The organism is Leifsonia sp. EB41 (assembly GCF_041262565.1).
Classification (GTDB): Bacteria; Actinomycetota; Actinomycetes; order Actinomycetales; family Microbacteriaceae; genus Leifsonia.
On the sequence record NZ_JBGCCJ010000001.1, the window covers coordinates 2467328 to 2483834 of the forward strand.

General features: G+C 69.5%; 14 protein-coding genes. 6 read left to right on the forward strand and 8 right to left on the reverse strand.

What is annotated here, in order from left to right; translation table 11 throughout:
• The first annotated feature begins 55 nt into the window (after positions 1-55).
• Positions 56-940, forward strand: coding sequence for a site-specific DNA-methyltransferase (locus ABH923_RS12240; protein ID WP_370055637.1), 885 nt, complete (start codon positions 56-58; stop codon positions 938-940).
• Between the two features lie 20 nt (positions 941-960).
• On the opposite strand, the gene ABH923_RS12245 is transcribed toward ABH923_RS12240, so the two are convergent.
• The gene (locus tag ABH923_RS12245; protein WP_370055638.1) at positions 961-1410 is read right to left on the reverse strand and encodes an SRPBCC family protein; all 450 of its coding nucleotides are present in this window, start codon (positions 1408-1410) and stop codon (positions 961-963) included.
• Positions 1411-1518: 108 nt separating this feature from the next.
• Here ABH923_RS12245 and ABH923_RS12250 point away from each other — a divergent pair, with 108 nt between their 5' ends.
• A complete protein-coding gene (locus ABH923_RS12250; protein ID WP_370055639.1) occupies positions 1519-2346 on the forward strand; it encodes a phosphatase PAP2 family protein in 828 nt (275 codons plus the stop codon).
• A 79-nt stretch (positions 2347-2425) separates the two neighbouring features.
• On the opposite strand, the gene ABH923_RS12255 is transcribed toward ABH923_RS12250, so the two are convergent.
• The 5 genes from ABH923_RS12255 to ABH923_RS12275 all read right to left on the reverse strand — a co-directional run bounded on the left by ABH923_RS12255 (position 2426) and on the right by ABH923_RS12275 (position 8423).
• Positions 2426-3448, reverse strand: a complete 1023-nt coding sequence (locus ABH923_RS12255) for a LacI family DNA-binding transcriptional regulator (protein ID WP_370055641.1) — start codon at positions 3446-3448, stop codon at positions 2426-2428.
• A gap of 56 nt (positions 3449-3504) precedes the next feature.
• Entirely contained in the window at positions 3505-4998 is a 1494-nt protein-coding gene (locus ABH923_RS12260; RefSeq protein ID WP_370055642.1) for a GH1 family beta-glucosidase, read from the reverse strand.
• A 2-nt stretch (positions 4999-5000) separates the two neighbouring features.
• Entirely contained in the window at positions 5001-5876 is an 876-nt protein-coding gene (locus ABH923_RS12265; protein ID WP_370055643.1) for a carbohydrate ABC transporter permease, read from the reverse strand.
• Positions 5873-7006: a carbohydrate ABC transporter permease gene (locus ABH923_RS12270; protein ID WP_370055644.1), complete on the reverse strand. Its 1134-nt coding sequence runs from the start codon at positions 7004-7006 to the stop codon at positions 5873-5875. Before ABH923_RS12270 ends, ABH923_RS12265 begins: the two co-directional genes overlap by 4 nt.
• A 91-nt stretch (positions 7007-7097) precedes the next feature.
• A complete protein-coding gene (locus ABH923_RS12275; protein WP_370055645.1) occupies positions 7098-8423 on the reverse strand; it encodes an extracellular solute-binding protein in 1326 nt (441 codons plus the stop codon).
• Between the two features lie 291 nt (positions 8424-8714).
• Here ABH923_RS12275 and ABH923_RS12280 point away from each other — a divergent pair, with 291 nt between their 5' ends.
• Together ABH923_RS12280 and ABH923_RS12285 are read left to right on the forward strand one after the other, a co-directional pair.
• Positions 8715-9308 carry a TetR/AcrR family transcriptional regulator gene (locus tag ABH923_RS12280; RefSeq protein ID WP_370055646.1) on the forward strand — a complete coding sequence of 198 codons (594 nt, stop codon included), beginning with the start codon at positions 8715-8717 and terminating at the stop codon, positions 9306-9308.
• Between the two features lie 211 nt (positions 9309-9519).
• Positions 9520-10866 carry a cation:proton antiporter gene (locus tag ABH923_RS12285; RefSeq protein ID WP_370055647.1) on the forward strand — a complete coding sequence of 449 codons (1347 nt, stop codon included), beginning with the start codon at positions 9520-9522 and terminating at the stop codon, positions 10864-10866.
• 14 nt (positions 10867-10880) lie between these two features.
• On the opposite strand, the gene ABH923_RS12290 is transcribed toward ABH923_RS12285, so the two are convergent.
• A complete protein-coding gene (locus ABH923_RS12290) occupies positions 10881-13082 on the reverse strand; it encodes an MDR family MFS transporter (RefSeq protein WP_370055648.1) in 2202 nt (733 codons plus the stop codon).
• Positions 13083-13397: 315 nt separating this feature from the next.
• On the opposite strand from ABH923_RS12290, the gene ABH923_RS12295 reads away from it, so the two are divergent.
• Together ABH923_RS12295 and ABH923_RS12300 are read left to right on the forward strand one after the other, a co-directional pair.
• The gene (locus ABH923_RS12295) at positions 13398-14294 is read left to right on the forward strand and encodes an amidase domain-containing protein (protein WP_370055650.1); all 897 of its coding nucleotides are present in this window, start codon (positions 13398-13400) and stop codon (positions 14292-14294) included.
• Between the two features lie 71 nt (positions 14295-14365).
• Complete coding sequence (locus ABH923_RS12300; RefSeq protein WP_370055651.1) at positions 14366-15154, forward strand: M15 family metallopeptidase; 789 nt, start codon at positions 14366-14368, stop codon at positions 15152-15154.
• On the opposite strand, the gene ABH923_RS12305 is transcribed toward ABH923_RS12300, so the two are convergent.
• Complete coding sequence (locus ABH923_RS12305) at positions 15151-16401, reverse strand: LCP family protein (RefSeq protein ID WP_370055652.1); 1251 nt, start codon at positions 16399-16401, stop codon at positions 15151-15153. The genes ABH923_RS12300 and ABH923_RS12305 overlap by 4 nt on opposite strands.
• Positions 16402-16507 lie beyond the last annotated feature (106 nt).

Here is a 16507-nt window from a genome sequence, read left to right on the forward strand (position 1 = left end):
GGCCAGGCTACCCGTCCGGCCGCCGCGCACCGGCGCATGCGGGAGAATGGAGGACATGTCAGAGCCCGTCGCCGCCACGCAGCCGCTGTGGCTCCCCGACGGGCCGAGCACGGTCGTCCACGGCGACAACCTGGAGGTCGTCGCGGGCCTGCCCGACGGAGCCTTCCAGCTCATCTACCTCGACCCGCCCTTCAACACCGGCCGGTCGCAGGCGCGGCAGCGAACGACCGCGGTACGCACGGAGGCCGGCGTCGGCAGCGTCATCGGCTTCAAGGGCCGCAGCTACGAGCGCATCAAGGGCGACATCCTCAGCTACGACGACCGCTTCGAGGACTACTGGGGCTTCCTGGAGCCGCGGCTGATCGAGGCGTGGCGCCTCCTCGCCGACACCGGCACCCTGTACCTGCACCTGGACTACCGCGAGTCGCACTATGCGAAGGTGCTGCTCGACGCACTGTTCGGCCGGGAGTCCTTCCTCAACGAGATCGTCTGGGCGTACGACTACGGCGCCAAGGCGAAGAACCGCTGGCCGGCGAAGCACGACACCATCCTCGTGTACGTGAAGAACCCGGGCTCGTACTACTTCGACTCGTCCGCCGTCGACCGCGAGCCATACATGGCGCCCGGCCTGGTCACCCCCGAGAAGGCCGAGCTCGGCAAGCTGCCCACCGACGTGTGGTGGCACACCATCGTGTCCCCGACCGGGCGCGAGAAGACCGGTTACCCCACGCAGAAGCCGGAGGGCGTCCTCCGCCGAATCGTCCAGGCGTCGAGCCGGGACGGCGATTGGGTGCTCGACTTCTTCGCCGGGAGCGGGACGACGGGCGCGGTCGCGGCGGCACTGGGCCGGCGGTTCGTGCTGGTCGACAGCAGTCCGGACGCGGTCGCGGTGATGCGCGCGCGGTTCGGCGCCCAGCCTGAGGTGCGTTTCGTCGGCTGACCGCCTCGGCGAATGGCGACTCAGGCGGGAGCCTCGACGTGCGCCTTCAGCGCCCGCATCGTGCGCCGGCTCTCCCTGGCCGCCATCATCGCGAACATCGGCTCGACGGCGCGGTACACGCCGTGCGTGGTGAGCTGGCCGATCCGGGTGACGCGCGTGACGCCTCCCCGGTCTTCGACCCCGTACACGATGAGCGCGTCGACGCGCCCGGACGGCTTGGACTGGTGGAAACGCAGCTCATGGTCGGGGACGTCATCGATCAGCTCGCCGCGCATCCGCCCGACCATCGTCGAGTCGACGTAGGTCGCGGAGTCCGGCACGGGGACGGTGGATGCCGCGGTGGGCACGCGGGTCCCGCGGTAGACCAGCGAGTGGCCGAGCCATGCGGGGTATGCGTCGACCGCCCGCAGGGTCGCGTAGACGTCGTGCGCCGGCGCGTCGATCTGGATGGTGTCGGTGAAGCTCTTCATGGCGCCCGTCCTACACCGTGCGGGACGGGTTGCGCACTGGCAATCTCCCTGCGACGATCCGGTTCCTTCATGGAAGTTCCCGGGGACGGTGTGGAAGGGTTGTCTACTATGCGACCCGCGCCCCTCCGTCTGCTCCCGTTCGTCTGGGGTGCGCTCGGGACGGCCGTGATGTTCGTCGCGATCTACCTGTTCTTCGTGCAGAGCTACATCGGCCAGGTGATCGACGAGCGGTCCTTCGCCGGCGCGGACGAGTGGAAGGGCAACCTGATCGACTTCGCGCACGCGTTCCTCAACGCGCTGCCCGTCGCGGCCGTCGTGGCCGGCGCGATCATCGCGGTGATCATCGTCCTGGTGCGGCGCAACTGGCTGGTGTTCGCGGTCGCCGTCGGCGCGGCCATCGCGGCGAACGTGAGCACCCAGGTGCTGAAGTATTCGATCCTCTCCCGTCCGGAGAAGGGCGTGGACGCCGGCCTCGCGAACTCGCTGCCGTCCGGTCACACCTCGGTCGCGGCCTCGGCGGCGCTCGTCGTCTTCCTGGTCGCGTCGCCGCGCCTGCGGCCGCTCGCCGCGGTGCTCGGATCGGTCTTCACCATCGCCGCCGGCGCCTCCACGCTGGTCGAGCAGTGGCACCGGCCGAGCGACGTCATCGCCGGGATGCTCGTCGTGGCGTTCTGGGGGTGCATCGCCGGGATCGTCCTCGCCGCGCTGCGCCTGCGCCCGGCCGACCCGCCCGTGCGGTCGAAGCTGTGGGCGCTGGTCTGGATCGCCGCCGCCACCGGCGTCGTCGCCGCGGTGGCGCTCGTCGTCACCTACAACTCCACCCAGAACGGCACAGAGCACCTCTTCATCGCGTACGCCGGCGGCGTCACCGCGATCGCGACCACGGGATTCTTCCTCGCCGTGATCGGCAACCGCCTCTACCGCGCCCTCGCCTGACCGCAGCCATCCCTTCCGGAGCTATGTACGCGACACGCCGGTGCCGGGCGTACACAACTCCGGAAGAGATTGCGTCGGGCTAGGAGCTCTGCCGGACGACGAGCTCGGTCGGGAGGAGGGTGACGCGCTCGACCGGCTCCCCGGCGAGCCGGCGGACGAGCACGCGGGCCATCGCCTCGCCGAGGCCGATGGACGGCTGGTGCACCGTCGTGAGCGGCGGCGTCGCCGTGAGTCCGAAGTTGTCGTCGTCGAAGCCGACCACCGCGATGTCGCCGGGGATGCTGAGCCCCGCCTCGTGGATGGCCGAGTACGCGCCCGCCGCCATCTGGTCGTTCGCCGCGAAAAGGCCGTCGATCGGGCGGCCGGTCGCGAGCAGCCGGCGCATGGCCTCCATGCCGGAGTACGGCGAGAAGTCGCCGTACTCGACCAGCGTGTGGTCCAGCCCGTGCGCGTCCAGCGCCCGGCGCCAGCCCGTGTAGCGGTCGAGGCCGGCCGGCATGTCCTGCGGGCCGGTGATGAGCGCGATGTTCCTGCGGCCGCGCGCGATCAGGTGCTCCGCAGCCCCCGCCGAGCCCGCGACGTTGTCCACGTCCACGAAGTACGACTCGTGCTGGGCCTCGCTCACCGGCCGGCCGCCGAACACGATCGGCAGCGTCGAGCCGAGCTGCGCGTACGAGTGGTCGCCGGAGTGGTGGGAGACCACGAGCGCGCCGTCCACGTTGCCGCCCATCAGGTAGCGGCGGGTCTTGTCGGGGTTGGTCTCCGACGAGATGACCATATTGAGCGTGTACTCGGTGTCCGCCAGGCTGAGCGCGACGCCCTGAACGATGGACGCGAAGAACGGGTCGGCGAACACCTTGGCCGTCGACTCCGGAACCACCAGCGCGATCACCTGCGTGCGGCGGGAGGCCAGCGAGCGCGCGGCGCGGTTCGGCACGTAGTTGAGGTCGGAGATGGCACGGGTGACGGCCTCCACGACCTCCGGAGTCACCTTGGTGGACCCGTTCACGACACGGGACACGGTCGCCCGGGAGACGCCCGCGCGCGCGGCCACGGCCTCCAGGGTGGGCACAGTGCGGCCGTCCACCTGCTCCGTCGTCATGGGGTCCTCTCCTCGGGCCTCTCGGGCGTCGGGCGTCGGTCGACGCCCGACCCATGTTAGGCGTGTGCCGCGGCAGGTCCAGTGGGCACGCCCACGACCTCGGCGGTGCGTGCCGCCTCCGCGATGCGGGCCTCCGTGATGACGCGCGCGTACGCCCGCCCGGAGTCCTTGACCGTGCGCTCCAGCGTGTCGTAGTCGACGTGCACGATCCCGAACCGCTTCGCGTAGCCCCACGCCCACTCGAAGTTGTCGAGCAGCGACCAGACGAAGTACCCGCGCACGTCGGCGCCCTGCTCGATCGCCTCCCTGACCGCGTCCAGGTGATCGAGGATGTACGCCTCCCGCTCCAGATCGCGGATGCGCCCGTCGTCGTCCACGACGTCGTCGTACGCTGCGCCGTTCTCGGTGATGTAGAGCGGAGGCAGCGCCGGGTACTCCGCCGTCAGCCGCACCAGCAGGTCCCGGAGGCCATTCGGGTTGACCTCCCAGCCCATCGCGGTGGTCGGCAGGTCGCGGGACGGGAACGTGACGAACTCGCTGCCGACGAACGGCGACGACTTGGGCCGGTCGGTCGGCACCGGCGCGTGAACGGTGTCCGCGGGCAGCGGCCGGCCGCTGACGTTGTCGTCGTGGTAGTGGTTCACGCCGAGGAAGTCGATCGGCTGCCGGATGACGCCGAGGTCGCCGTCGTGCACCAGCTCCTCGAAGCGGTGCTCGCGGAGGTCCTCCAGCACGTCCGCCGGGTACGTCCCGTCGAGCAGCGGGTCGAGGTACATCCGGTTCCAGAGGCCGTCGATGCGGCGGGCGGCGTCCAGGTCGCGGGCGTCCTCCGGGTCGTCGGGGATCGCGTTGGTCAGGTTGAGCGTGATGCCGACGTGCAGCGCCTCGAAGCGCCCCTCGTGCTCCCCGGCCAGGTCGCGGATGGCTGCGGCGGCGAGACCGTGCGCGAGGTGCTGGTGGTGGAGGGCGGCCAGTGCCGCGCGCGGCTCCCGGCGGCCCGGCGCGTGCTCGCCCGCCGCGTACGCGATCAGGGACGAGCAGAGCGGCTCGTTGAACGTCGTCCAGTGCGTCACCCGGTCGCCGAGGGCGTCGTACACGGCGACCGCGTAGTCGCGGAAGCGGTACGCCGTCTCCCGGGTCGCCCAGCCGCCGCGCTCCTCCAGCGCCTGCGGCAGATCCCAGTGGTAGAGCGTCAGCCAGGGCAGGATGTCCGCCTCCAGCAGCTCGTCGACGAGCCGGCTGTAGAAGTCCAGCCCGGCCCGGTTGACCGAGCGGTCGCCGGGCTTGACCCGTGCCCACGAGGTGGAGAAGCGGTACGACTGGAGGCCGAGCTCCCGCATGAGCGCGACGTCCTGCGGTACGCGGTGATAGTGGTCGATCGCGCGCTCGGGGGTCTCGCCTCCCGCGATCGCGCCGGGGACCCGGGCGAACGCGTCCCAGATCGAGTCCTCCTTGCCGTCCTCGTGCGCGGCGCCTTCGATCTGGGCGGCCGCGGTGGCGGAGCCCCAGAGGAAGCCGGCGGGCCAGGCGGCGGTGGAGTCGTCGGTCATTATTAGCCTTTCACCGCGCCGGCCATGATGCCGGAGACAAGCTGCCGGCCGGCGAGCACGAAGAGGATGAGCAGGGGGATGGTCGCGAGCACCGCGCCGGCGAGCACGATCGAGTAGTCGACGTACTTGGCGGACTGGAGCTGGCTCAGTGCGACCTGCAGGGTCGGGTTCTGCGGGGCGACCAGCAGCGGCCAGAGGTAGTCGGTCCACGCGGTCATGAACGTGAACAGGCCGAGGATGGCCATGGCCGGCCGGGCCGCGGGGACGCCGACATGCCAGAAGGTGCGGATCATGCTGGCGCCGTCCACCCGGGCGGCCTCGATGAGTTCCTCCGGGATGACGTCCACGAGGTACTGCCGCATGAAGAACACGCCGAACGCCGTGACGAGGGTCGGCACGATCACCGCGCCGAGGGTTCCCGTCCAACCGAACTGCTTCATCACCATGAAGAGCGGGATGATGCCGAGTTGGGTCGGCACGGCGAGCGTCCCGACGACGAACACCAGCAGTCCCTCGCGGCCGCGGAACCGCAGCTTCGCGAACGCGTACCCGGCGAGCGTCGAGAAGGAGACGACGGACACCGTGATGACGGTGGAGACGATGATCGAGTTGCCGAGCGCCTGCCAGAACGGCACGGTGTCGAGCACGGCGCCCACGTTCGTCCAGAACTGGCCGCCCGGCAGCAGCGGAGGCCACGTCGAGGTGAGCACGGTGCTGTTGCTGGAGCCGGCGACGAACGACCACCACAGCGGGTAGGCGCCGCCGACGAAGATCGCGAGCAGGATGCCGTAGGTGAGGAAGCCGGGGCGCCGGTCGATGCCGAGGGCGCGGCGGCGCGGGGCGCGCTGCGTGGCGGGGGTGCGAGTCGCGGTGGTCATACGTTCTTCTCCTCGCTCGCCGCGGCCAGCGCCAGGGCGCCCTCGGCGCTCGCCGCAGCCTCGGCGTCGGAAAGGGATGCGGTGTCGGCGGTGGAGCCCGCAGCCGCCCGGCTCCGCGCCAACCGCTTGGCCGTCCGCGACCGGTGCACGCGGGCCTCGGTGGAGGCGATCCGCCGCGAGATCAGGAAGTTCAGCACGCCGAACAGCACGATGATGAGGAACAGCATCCACGCGATCGCGGACGCCCTCCCGAAGTTCTGCCGGTTGAACGCCATGTCCCACAGGTAGAGCACGGTGGTCTGGTACTGGCGCTGCGGGCCTCCCGGCACCGCGCTCGACGGGTTGAACAGCTTGGGCTCTGTGAAGATCTGGAGTCCGCCGATCGTCGCGGTGATGATCACGAAGATCATGGTCGGCCGGATGCTCGGCAGCGTGATCGAGAAGAACCGGCGGAACGATCCCGCACCGTCCAGCGCCGCCGACTCGTGGATGTCGCGCGGCACCGCCTGCATCGCTGCGAGGAGGATGAGCGCGTTGTAGCCGGTCCAGCGCCAGTTGACCATCGTCGCGATCGCGATGTGCGACGGGAAGGTCTCGGTCTTCCACATGATCGGGTGGAGGCCGACGGCCTGGAGGATGTTGTTGATCAGCCCGTACTTCTCGTCGAACGCGCTCGAGAAGATCAGCGTGACGGCGACGGGGGTGACGACGTAGGGGAGCAGCACGCTCATCCGCCAGAAGGTCTTCGCCCGGAGGTTCTGGTCGAGCATCGCGGCGATGAACACGGCGGCGATGAGCTGCGGGATGGCGGAGAGCAGGAAGATGCTGACCGTGTTGAAGAGCGAGTTCCAGAAGAACGGGTCCTTCAGCTCGGTGACGTAGTTGGCGAAGCCGACCCACTGGCCGGGGCCGGTGAGCAGGTTCCAGTTGTTGAGCGAGACGACGAACGTGTAGATCAGCGGGAACAGGCCGACGAGGGCGAAGAGCACGAAGAACGGCGCGATGTAGAAGTACGGCGACGCCTTGACGTCGAAGCGGCTGAGCTTCTGCTTGAACGTGAGCGCCCGGTCGTCGCGGTCGCGCGGGGCCGCTGCGGGGGCGGCCTCCGGGGTGCGGGTGACGGTGGTCATGCGGTTCTCCGTGGGGGAGGGGAGCGGATGGTTCGAGTGGAGGGTTCGGGCCCCGCCGCCGACAGCAGCGGGGCCCGACTGGTGAGGTGTACTACTTGTTGACGACGAGCTGGTTCAGCAACGTCATCGCGTTGGCCCAGGCCTGGTCGCCGTTCGCCTTCTTCGAGTCGAGCTGCTGCACCGACGGGCCGAAGACCTGGGACTGGATGACCGAGTCGTCCGGTCCCTTGTACTGTGCGACGACGCCCTTCGCGCGCTCCGCCAGGATCTGGCCGACGGGGGCGTTGTTGAAGAACTTCGTCAGGTCGCTCGCGCCGGTCACTCCGGGGTCGGACTGCGCCGCGGTGACCGAGGGGAACGTGCCGGCCGCCTGGAAAGTGGCGACCTGCGACTTGGCCGAGGTGAGCCACGCGGCGAGGGCCGCGGCCTCCTTCGGGTGCTTGGACTGCTTCGGGACCGTCAGGAACGAGCCGCCCCAGTTGGCCGCGCCGCCCGGGAACACGTTGGCGAAGTCCCAGCCGGTGGAGGCGTCGCCGCCGCCGGCCTTGACCTGGCCCTGCACGACGCCGAGCATCCAGCCCGGGCAGACGAACGTGGCGAACGAGCCGTCGGTGAAGGCCTTGCCCTTGCCCCAGTCCCACTGGGTCTGGTTGGAGGAGAGGCCCGCAGCGGCGCCGCCGGCGAGCTGCGCCCACAGCGCCTTGAGGTCGCTGTTGTTCTCGATGTTGAGCTTGCCGTCCTTGGTGTAGTAGCCCTCCGGCTGCTGGTTCACCATGGCGTTCCACAGGAAGCCGGACTGGTCGTAGAACGCCTTGCCGGTCGCCGCGTGGTACTGCTCGCCGACCTTGAAGTAGTCGGCCCAGGTGGCGTTGTCGCCGCCGAACAGCTTGGCGACGGAGTCGCGGTCGCTGGGCAGGCCCGCCGCGGCGAAGAGCTTGCTGTTGTAGCAGAGGCCCTCCGGTCCGATGTCGGTGCCGTAGCCGATGATGCGGCCGTTCTTGTCGGTGGCCTGCTTCAGCTTCCAGTCGACCCAGCGGCTCTTGATGTCGTTGGCGCCGTAGTCCTTGAGGTCGTTGAACTGGTCGGAGACCTGCATGACCTTGGAGAGCCAGCCTTCTTCGACCGCCTGGACGTCGGGGAGCCCGCTGCCTGCGGCCTCCTTGGTCTGCCAGTCGGTCAAGGCGTTGTCACCGGTGTCGATGTTGGTCGCCTTGATCTTGATCCCCGGGTGCTCCTTCTCGTACTGCGAGTAGAGCTTGTCGAAGCCCATCGTGCCGAACGTCGTGACGGTCAGCGTGATGGGATTCGAGCTGGTTCCTGCGTCGCTGCCGCTCGCTGAGCAGCCAGTCGCGAGGAGGGCGAACGAGGCCGTGGCGGCGACTGCCGCAGCGACCTTGGTGCGTCGTGAAAGCTTCACGGATCACTCCCTTGTGCGTGTGTGTGCGTGGTCTGGTGTGACCAGTGAGAGCGCTCTCTTTGAAGGCCATGAGAGCGCTCTCACGGGTTGGATGAGAATGTAGATCGATGAGGATCGTCTTGTCAAGCGCGCCTGTGGTCGCGCTCTCATCGTTGAAAACACAGGATTTGTTGACCGTGCGGCGAAATGCGCGGGATTCCGCGTACCCGCGGTCCGCGGCGTGATCGAACCGTGATCTTGAATGTGCGTCTTTTAGATAGACTGATCTACCTAGACAGGGGAGGGGCGCCGATGGCGGAGTCCGCGCGCAACACCGGTGCCCGCACGGGCGCGGCGCGCCGCCGCATCCTCGAAGCGGCCGCCCGCAGGTTCTATGCCGACGGCATCGCCGCCACCGGGATCGACGCGATCACCGCCGACGCCGCCGTCGCGAAGATGAGCCTCTACAACAACTTCGCCTCCAAGTCGGCGCTGGTCTCGGCCGTGCTGGAGGCCCGCCACGCCGAATGGCTCGCCCTCTACGCCCGCCGCGCACGCCGGACGCCGGACCCGCTCACGCGCGTCCTCGCCGTCTTCGACGCCTACCTCGACCAGGCCGCGCTCGCGCCCGAGCCGGGCTACCGCGGCAGCGGCCTCCTGAACGCCGCCGCCGAACTACCGCTCGGCGACCCCGGCCGTGAGACCGTGCGCCGCCACCTGGCGGAGGTCGACGCCATCCTCGCGGCCGGCCTCCGCGAGCTCACCGACCGCGCCCGCGCCGAGCGGATCGCGCAGCACCTCTCCTACGTGCTGAACGGCGCCCTGGTCCGCGCCGGCCTGGAGGCCGACCGCCGCCGCCTCCGCGACGCCCGCGCCCTGGCCGTCGACGTGCTCGCCACTCTCTGACCCCGCGCACATTCGGCACGAATGTCGCCTTTCGCGCCCCCATTCACGACATTCGGCACGAATCGCGACTCCCGCCCGCGCGCACATTCGGCACGAATGGTGCGTTTGGTGCGCGCATTCACGACATTCGGCACGAATGTGCGGCCCTGGTGCGCGGGCGGGTGGGGAGGCAGACTGGACGCGCTTCGGGAGACGAGGGGAGGTGCGCGGGATGCCGGTCATCATCCTCGTGGGGTTCGCGGCGGTCGCACTCTGGTCGCTCGTCGCGCACCGGTTCGAGCGGTACGGGATCGCCGGGCCGGCGGCGCTCGCGGTGCTCGGCTCGATCGTCGTGCTCGTGGACGTGAAGGGCTTCACCGAGGCCATCGACAGCGACGTCGCCCAGCACGTGGTCGAGTTGATCCTCGCCGTGCTCCTCTTCGTCGATGCGTGCGAGGTGCGCGGCGGCATCTTCGGCGGCCAGGGCCGGAGCCTCGCGCGGCTGGTGCTGATCGCCCTCCCGCTGTCGCTCGCGCTCGTGGTGGTGACCGGCGCCTGGCTCCTGCCCGCGCTCAACGTCTTCGTGCTGATCGCCATCGCCTGCATCGTGATGCCCACCGACTTCGCGCCGGCGACCGCCCTGCTGCGGTCGGGGCGGGTCCCCGCCCGGGTGCGCCAGATCCTCAACGTGGAGAGCGGCTACAACGACGGCCTCATCTCGCCGCTGTTCGCCATGTCGGTCGCCATCGCCGTGGCCCTCCCGAGCATCCTGAAGGTCGCGAACACCGGCGCGCGGCTCTCCGGCGCCAGCGAGAAGGAGGTCGAGAAGAACCTGTCGGAGGCCGTGTACGCCTTCTTCGGCGCGATCCCCGCGACCGTCGTCGCGATCGTCGTCGGCATCGTGATCGGCGGCGTGCTCGGCTTGCTGACCCGCTGGGCCTCCGACCGCGGCTGGGCGAACGCGTCCGGCATCCGCTTCGTGATGCTCATCGCTCCGCTGCTGACCTACGGGATCGCGACCATCCACGACCTGGCGGCGAACGGCTTCGTCGCCGCCTTCGTCGCCGGCGTGATGTTCCGCGTCACCCGCACCCGCCGCCGCGAGCTGCGCGCGGTTCCGGAGGACGAGCTGCTGCTGGTGGAGGAGGCGAGCAAGGTCGCCTCCGACTTCGTCTGGTTCATCCTCGGCGGGATGACCATGGCGGTGATCGTGGAGGGCATCGACTGGCGGGTGCTCGTCATCGCGGTGCTGGCGCTCACCCTGTTCCGCGCGGTGCCCGTCTACGCGTCGATGCTCGGCTCGCCGGTGACCTGGCGCGAGCGCACCTACATCGGGTTGATCGGCCCACGCGGCACGGCCTCCATCGTGTTCGGCCTGCTCGCCTACAACCACCTCCCGGACAGCGACAGCGGCGACGTCCTGAGCGTGACGGTGCTGACCGTGGTGGGGAGCATCGTGCTGCATGGCGTGGTGACCCCGCTCGTGCTGCGCCGCATTCCGCCGCAGCCCGCGGGCGCAGACAGCGGAACGGCCGCCGCCCGGATGGGCGACGGCCGTCCCGTCGGTGAGGTGGACTGAGCCAGGTACCGGTGTCAGTCGACCGCCGGCCGCGGCCGCTGGGCGGCGACGGAGGCGGTGTCGATCACCGGTTCGATGAGCGCACCGGTCTCTCCGGCGACGCGGCTGGCGATCAGGCCGAGGTCGGTCTCCTCGAGCTCGCCGCGGGCTGCGGCGTCCGACTGGGTGGAGGCCATCGCCCCGACCGGCACCGGCTGACGCTCGCCTGCCTCGGCGCCCTCGCGGGCGGCTGCGGCCTCCGCGCTGGCGTCCGCGGCCTCCTGCAGCGCCGACTTGGCGCGCAGCGGCGGGGTGCGGAAGAACAGCGACAGGACGAACGCGACCAGGACCACGATCATCGCGACCCAGTAGACCTGCACGGCCGAGCTGTTGAACGCCACGAGGAACGGCTTGGACAGCCGCTTGTCGGCGGTGTTCAGGAACGAGGTGTCGTTGATGTCCGAGCTGCTGTTCGCGCCGTTGCCCTTCTTGAGCTGCGTCTGCATGACGGGCACCAGGGTGTCCACGTAGGCGGAGCGCGCGGCGGGGTCGGAGAGGTCCAGCGTCACCGTGCCGTCGCTCGCGACCTTCGCGTACGGGGCCTGCGCCTCGATCTTGGCCGTCGCGGCCTGGATGGCCTGCTGCTGCGCCGCGGCCGTCGCCTGGGCCTGAGCCTGGGCGGGGATGTGGCCGGCGGCGACCTGACCGGCGACGGCCTGGGTGGCCGCGGTCTTGGCGCCGTCCACGGCCTTCTGCAGCGCCTGCTGCGTGGCCGCGGTCGCCTTGCTGGTGATCGGCGTGTAGATCTTCTCCATGATCTGCTTGTTCTCGGGAGCCGAGGCGACCGAGGGGGTCAGCGCGGCGTCGAGGGCGCTGGTCAGCGTCGGCTTGTCGGTGAGCGCGGTCTGGATGTTCGTCGGGAACACCGTGAACAGCAGCGACAGCAGCACAGCCGTGCCGAGCGTTCCACCGATCTGGCGGAAGAACGTGGAGGCGCTGGTCGCCACACCCATGTCGCGGAGGCCGACCGAGTTCTGGCTGGCGATGGTCAGCGTCTGCATGAGCTGGCCGAGGCCGAGGCCGATCAGCAGCATCGCGCCGGCGATGAACCAGTACGAGTCGCCGTACCTCAGGAAGGTGAGGTAGAAGAATCCGCCCGCGAGCATCGCGGTGCCGATGATCGGGAACTGACGGTAGCGGCCGGTGCGCGCGATGATCTGGCCCGAGGCGATCGAGGAGATCATCAGGCCGAGGATCATCGGGAGGAGCTGGAGGCCCGACACGGTCGGGCTCGAGCCGAGCACGATCTGCAGGTAGAGCGGGAGGGTCAGCATCGCACCGAACATGCCGAAGCCGACGAGCACGCCGATGACCGTCGCCATCGAGAAGGTGCTGGAGCGGAACAGCTTGAGCGGGATGAGCGCGTCGTCCTTCATCGCACGCTCGACGAGGATGAACCCGACGATGCCGATGGCTCCGATCACGTAGCAGGCGATGGAGCCCGCGCTGCCCCAGCCCCAGTCGCGGCCCTGCTCGGCGACGAGCAGCAGCGGGACGAGCGCGACGATGACGCCCGTTGCGCCCCACCAGTCGATCCGCGCGGAGCCCCGGTCGTGCTTCGGCAGGTGCAGGAAGCGCAGGACCATGAAGAGCGCGGCGATGCCGATCGGGACGTTGATGAGGAACACCCAGCGCCAGCCGGCGATCCAGAGGATCTGGTCCGCACCGGCGAACAGGCCGCCGATCAGCGGGCCGATGAGGCTGGAGATGCCGAAGACGGCGAGGAAGTAGCCCTGGTATTTGGCGCGCTCGCGCGGGGCGAGCATGTCGCCCATGATCGCGAGCGGCATCGACATCAGACCGCCGGCGCCGAGGCCCTGGATGGCGCGGAACGCCGCCAGCCCGAGCATCGAGGTCGAGAACGACGCCAGGATCGAGCCGACGATGAAGATGCCGATGGCGATGATGAACAGCGGCCGGCGTCCGAAGATGTCGGAGAGCTTGCCGTAGATCGGCGTCGAGATCGTCGAGAGGATGAGGTAGCCCGTGGTGACCCAGGCCTGCTGGCTGAGGCCGTGCAGGTCGTCGCCGATCGTGCGGATCGCGGTTCCGACGACCGTCTGGTCGAGGGCCGACAGGAACATGCCGGCCATCAGGCCGAAGATCACGAACAGGATCTGCCGATGCGACATGATCGGTTTGGGTGCGGCCACTGCCGCGCTGGTCTGACTGGACATCTGTCTCCGTGTCGAGAGTCGTGTGAGGGGACGCCCGTCACTGTGAGAGCGTCACACCGGTGTGGGGCAAAATATTTTTGCGGAGAGTGCAAAGTTACACCCAGTGCGAGTCTTTCGGCAACGCGAGACTACGCCTCATGGGCCCTCGTTCGCCATGGGCGAACGCACGGGTGAATCCGCGAGTTGACGCGGTCGGCTGCGGTTTCCCGCAGCTTTCACAGGGCGGTTTGTACCCCATCCAGGTGTCGCATAGGTGTGCGGCGTACCGTGGAGGAGGTGGTTCCCGTCACCCTCCCAATCCTCCCCGAAGGTCGTATGAGTTCTCTCAGCCGTTCCCGTCGCTTGTTCGCCGTCGCCGCGGCGGTGGCCGCCGCAACCCTCCTGTTCACGGGATGCGCGGGCGAACCGTCCCCGGTGACGAAGGCCATCGCGAAGGCTGCTCCCGTCGCGCAGCCGAAGAACGCGACCGTCTCGGCCATCGTGCCGGCCGTGGGCAGCGTCTCCGGCGGCACGGCGACCATCACCGGCACGAACCTCGACAAGGTCGCCTCGGTGCAGATCGGCGGCCAGGCGGCTCCGGTCACCCAGCCCGGCAGCGACAAGATCGTCGTGACCGTCCCCCAGGCGGCGAACTTCGCGGCAGGGGCCGTGCCGATCGTCGTCACCGCGGCGGGCGGCGCGGTCGTCCCCACCGTCGGCAAGACCTTCACGTACCAGGTGCAGACCCCGGTGGACCAGCAGCTCGCCTACGCGATGGCGCACTGGAACAACTACAACACGGCCCAGTACGGCGACCTCAACCCGGTCGGCGGCGACTGCGCCAACTTCGTCAGCCAGACCCTGATCGCCCGGGGCTGGCAGATGAACTCCGACTGGTACAACCACGACGCCGCGGCCGACTGGAGCCCGGCGTGGGGCTATGTGCCGGCGATGGACGACTACTTCCGCGAGAACGCGGCGAAGCTCGGGCTGACCGAGTACTCGCTGGACCAGCGCGACAAGATCAAGGTCGGCGACATCGTGATGTTCGACTGGAACAACAACAACTCGCTCGACCACGTCCAGATCGTCTCGGCGGTGAGCACCGTGAACGGCAAGACCACCATCGAGATGGCGGGCCACAACACGGACACCGACTACCGCGATCTCGATCACACGATCACGGTCGACCACCCCGGTGCGACCGGTCACTTCTGGAGTCTCTCAAAGTAGGAGGCCCCAGTTCGGGTCAGACCGGGAATGCGCTGACAGGAACGGCGCCCTGAGGCGCTTATGCTCGTGCAGTGAATTCGACCGGTCCCCGTCGTCGTCTCGCGGCCGTCGCTGCCGCGGCGATCGTGCTGCTCGCCGTCACGGCGTGCTCCGCCGCCGACCAGCCGTCCCGCAAGCCGGCGCCCTCCAAGACCGCGACGCACGCACCCCGTCCCGTCCCCACGTCCACGCCGACCGCGACCGTCGCCGGCTTCGACAAGCACGCCCAGTCGATCGACGACCCGGCGAGCACCTGGGTGGTCGTGAACAAGCCGCGTCCGCTGGTCCCGGCGAACTACGCCCCGGCCTCCCTTGTCTACCCGGAGGTCGCCTACGTCAACCGCCAGCCGATGCGGCCCGAGGTGGGGGAGGCGCTGGTCTCGATGTTCCGCGCGGGCAAGGCGGAGGCGGGGCTCGACTTCTCGGTGCAGAGCGCCTACCGGTCGTTCGAGTCGCAGACCGGCGTCTACAACGATGATGCCGCGCGCAACGGAGTGGCGTACGCCGACACGGACACCGCCCGCCCTGGCCACAGCGAGCACCAGACCGGCCTCGCGGTCGACATCAGTGCCGTCCCGGCGAAGTGCTCCCTCGACGCCTGCTTCGCCCACACGCCGCAGGGGGAGTGGCTGGCCGCGAACGCCTGGCGCTTCGGGTTCCTGCTGCGCTACCCGGCCGACAAGGTCGGGGTCACCGGCTTCACCTTCGAGCCGTGGCACTTCCGGTACGTCGGTGTCCCCCTCGCCACCCAGCTCAAGGAGACGAAGGTCACGACCCTGGAGGAGTTCTTCGGGGTGCCGGGCGGCACCGAGTACCACTAGTCCGCGAACGGCCGCGAGCAGGTGACCTGCGCTGCGGTCTGCCCGTGCACGCTCGACGGCAGTTCGACCGTGGCGGGGTCGGCGGCGACCTCTCCGGCCTGGGGCTCCGCCGTCGACGGTGCCGGCTCCGCGGTCTCCGACCCCAGCCCGGCGTCGCCGGTCAGCGTGACCGGGCGGTCCTCGCGCAGCGCCGACATCAGCAGCTCCGCCTCGTCGGCGGTCGGGTCGACGCCGTCGCCCTCCAGATGGTTCGGGTACTGCACGAAGACGACCTTGGCGGGGTCGACGTCCTTCAGGGCCATGCTCAGCGACGCGATCGTGGTGACGTCCTTGAGGCTCTCGGAGAGCTGGATGTTGTCGGCAGCCGCCTTCGCCAGTCCGTAGACCCTCAGCGGGTTGGCCAGGGTGTCCGCGCTCTTGATCGTGCGGACCAGCGATGACAGGAACACCTGCTGGTTGCTGATCCTGGCGAGGTCCGAGCCGTCGCCGACGCCGTGCCGGGTGCGGAGGAACGCGAGCGCCTGCGCGCCCTGCAGGCTGTTGTCGCCGGCTTTCACGTCCAGTCCGCTGTACGGGTCGAAGATGTCGCCCGAGACGCAGACGTTCACGCCGCCGACCGCGTTGGACATCTCGATGACGCCGTCGAACTCGATCACCCCGGCGTAGTCGATCTCCAGCCCGGTGAGCCGCTTCACCGTCAGCACCGTGCAGGCGAGACCGCCGTAGCTCAGTGAGGTGTTGAGCTTCTGGCGTCTCAGGGAGTTGTGGCTGCCGCCGTCGCCGTCCGGGCAGGACGGGATGGGCACGTACATGTCGCGCGGGAGGCTGACGACGGTGGCGTTCTTGTGGTCGGCCGACACGTGCAGCAGCATCGTCACGTCGTTGAGGGCGGCCTCGCGCTCGTCGTAGGCCGGGTTCCCGCCACCGCTGTCGCTACCCGCGAGGAGCACGTTGAAGGCCCCGTCGACCGCTCCGACCCGCGGCGGCAGGGCCTTGCCGGCGGCGTCGACGAGCTGCACCCCCTCCTTCGCGTTCACGGTCGCGAACACATCGAGGACGGCGAAGCCGCCCAGGGCCGCGGCGCTGACCGCCACGACGGCGACCGAACGGAGCGCCAGGGCGCCGAGGGATGAGCGCAGAGTGCGGGGCTTCAGGCGTCCGTGACGGGCGACCGGCGCGCCGGGCGACCTCTCGCTGGCACGCGCCTGCGCGCGGGTCGGGGTGTTGGACGTCGGGTCGGAGCGCATCGCAACAGGCTATTCATCGATCCTGAATGTAAGACGTAAGCACTGTGACGCCTAGATTTCACGCCGGAATTAACCCGCGTAACGGGATGACGTCACCCTGGACTGC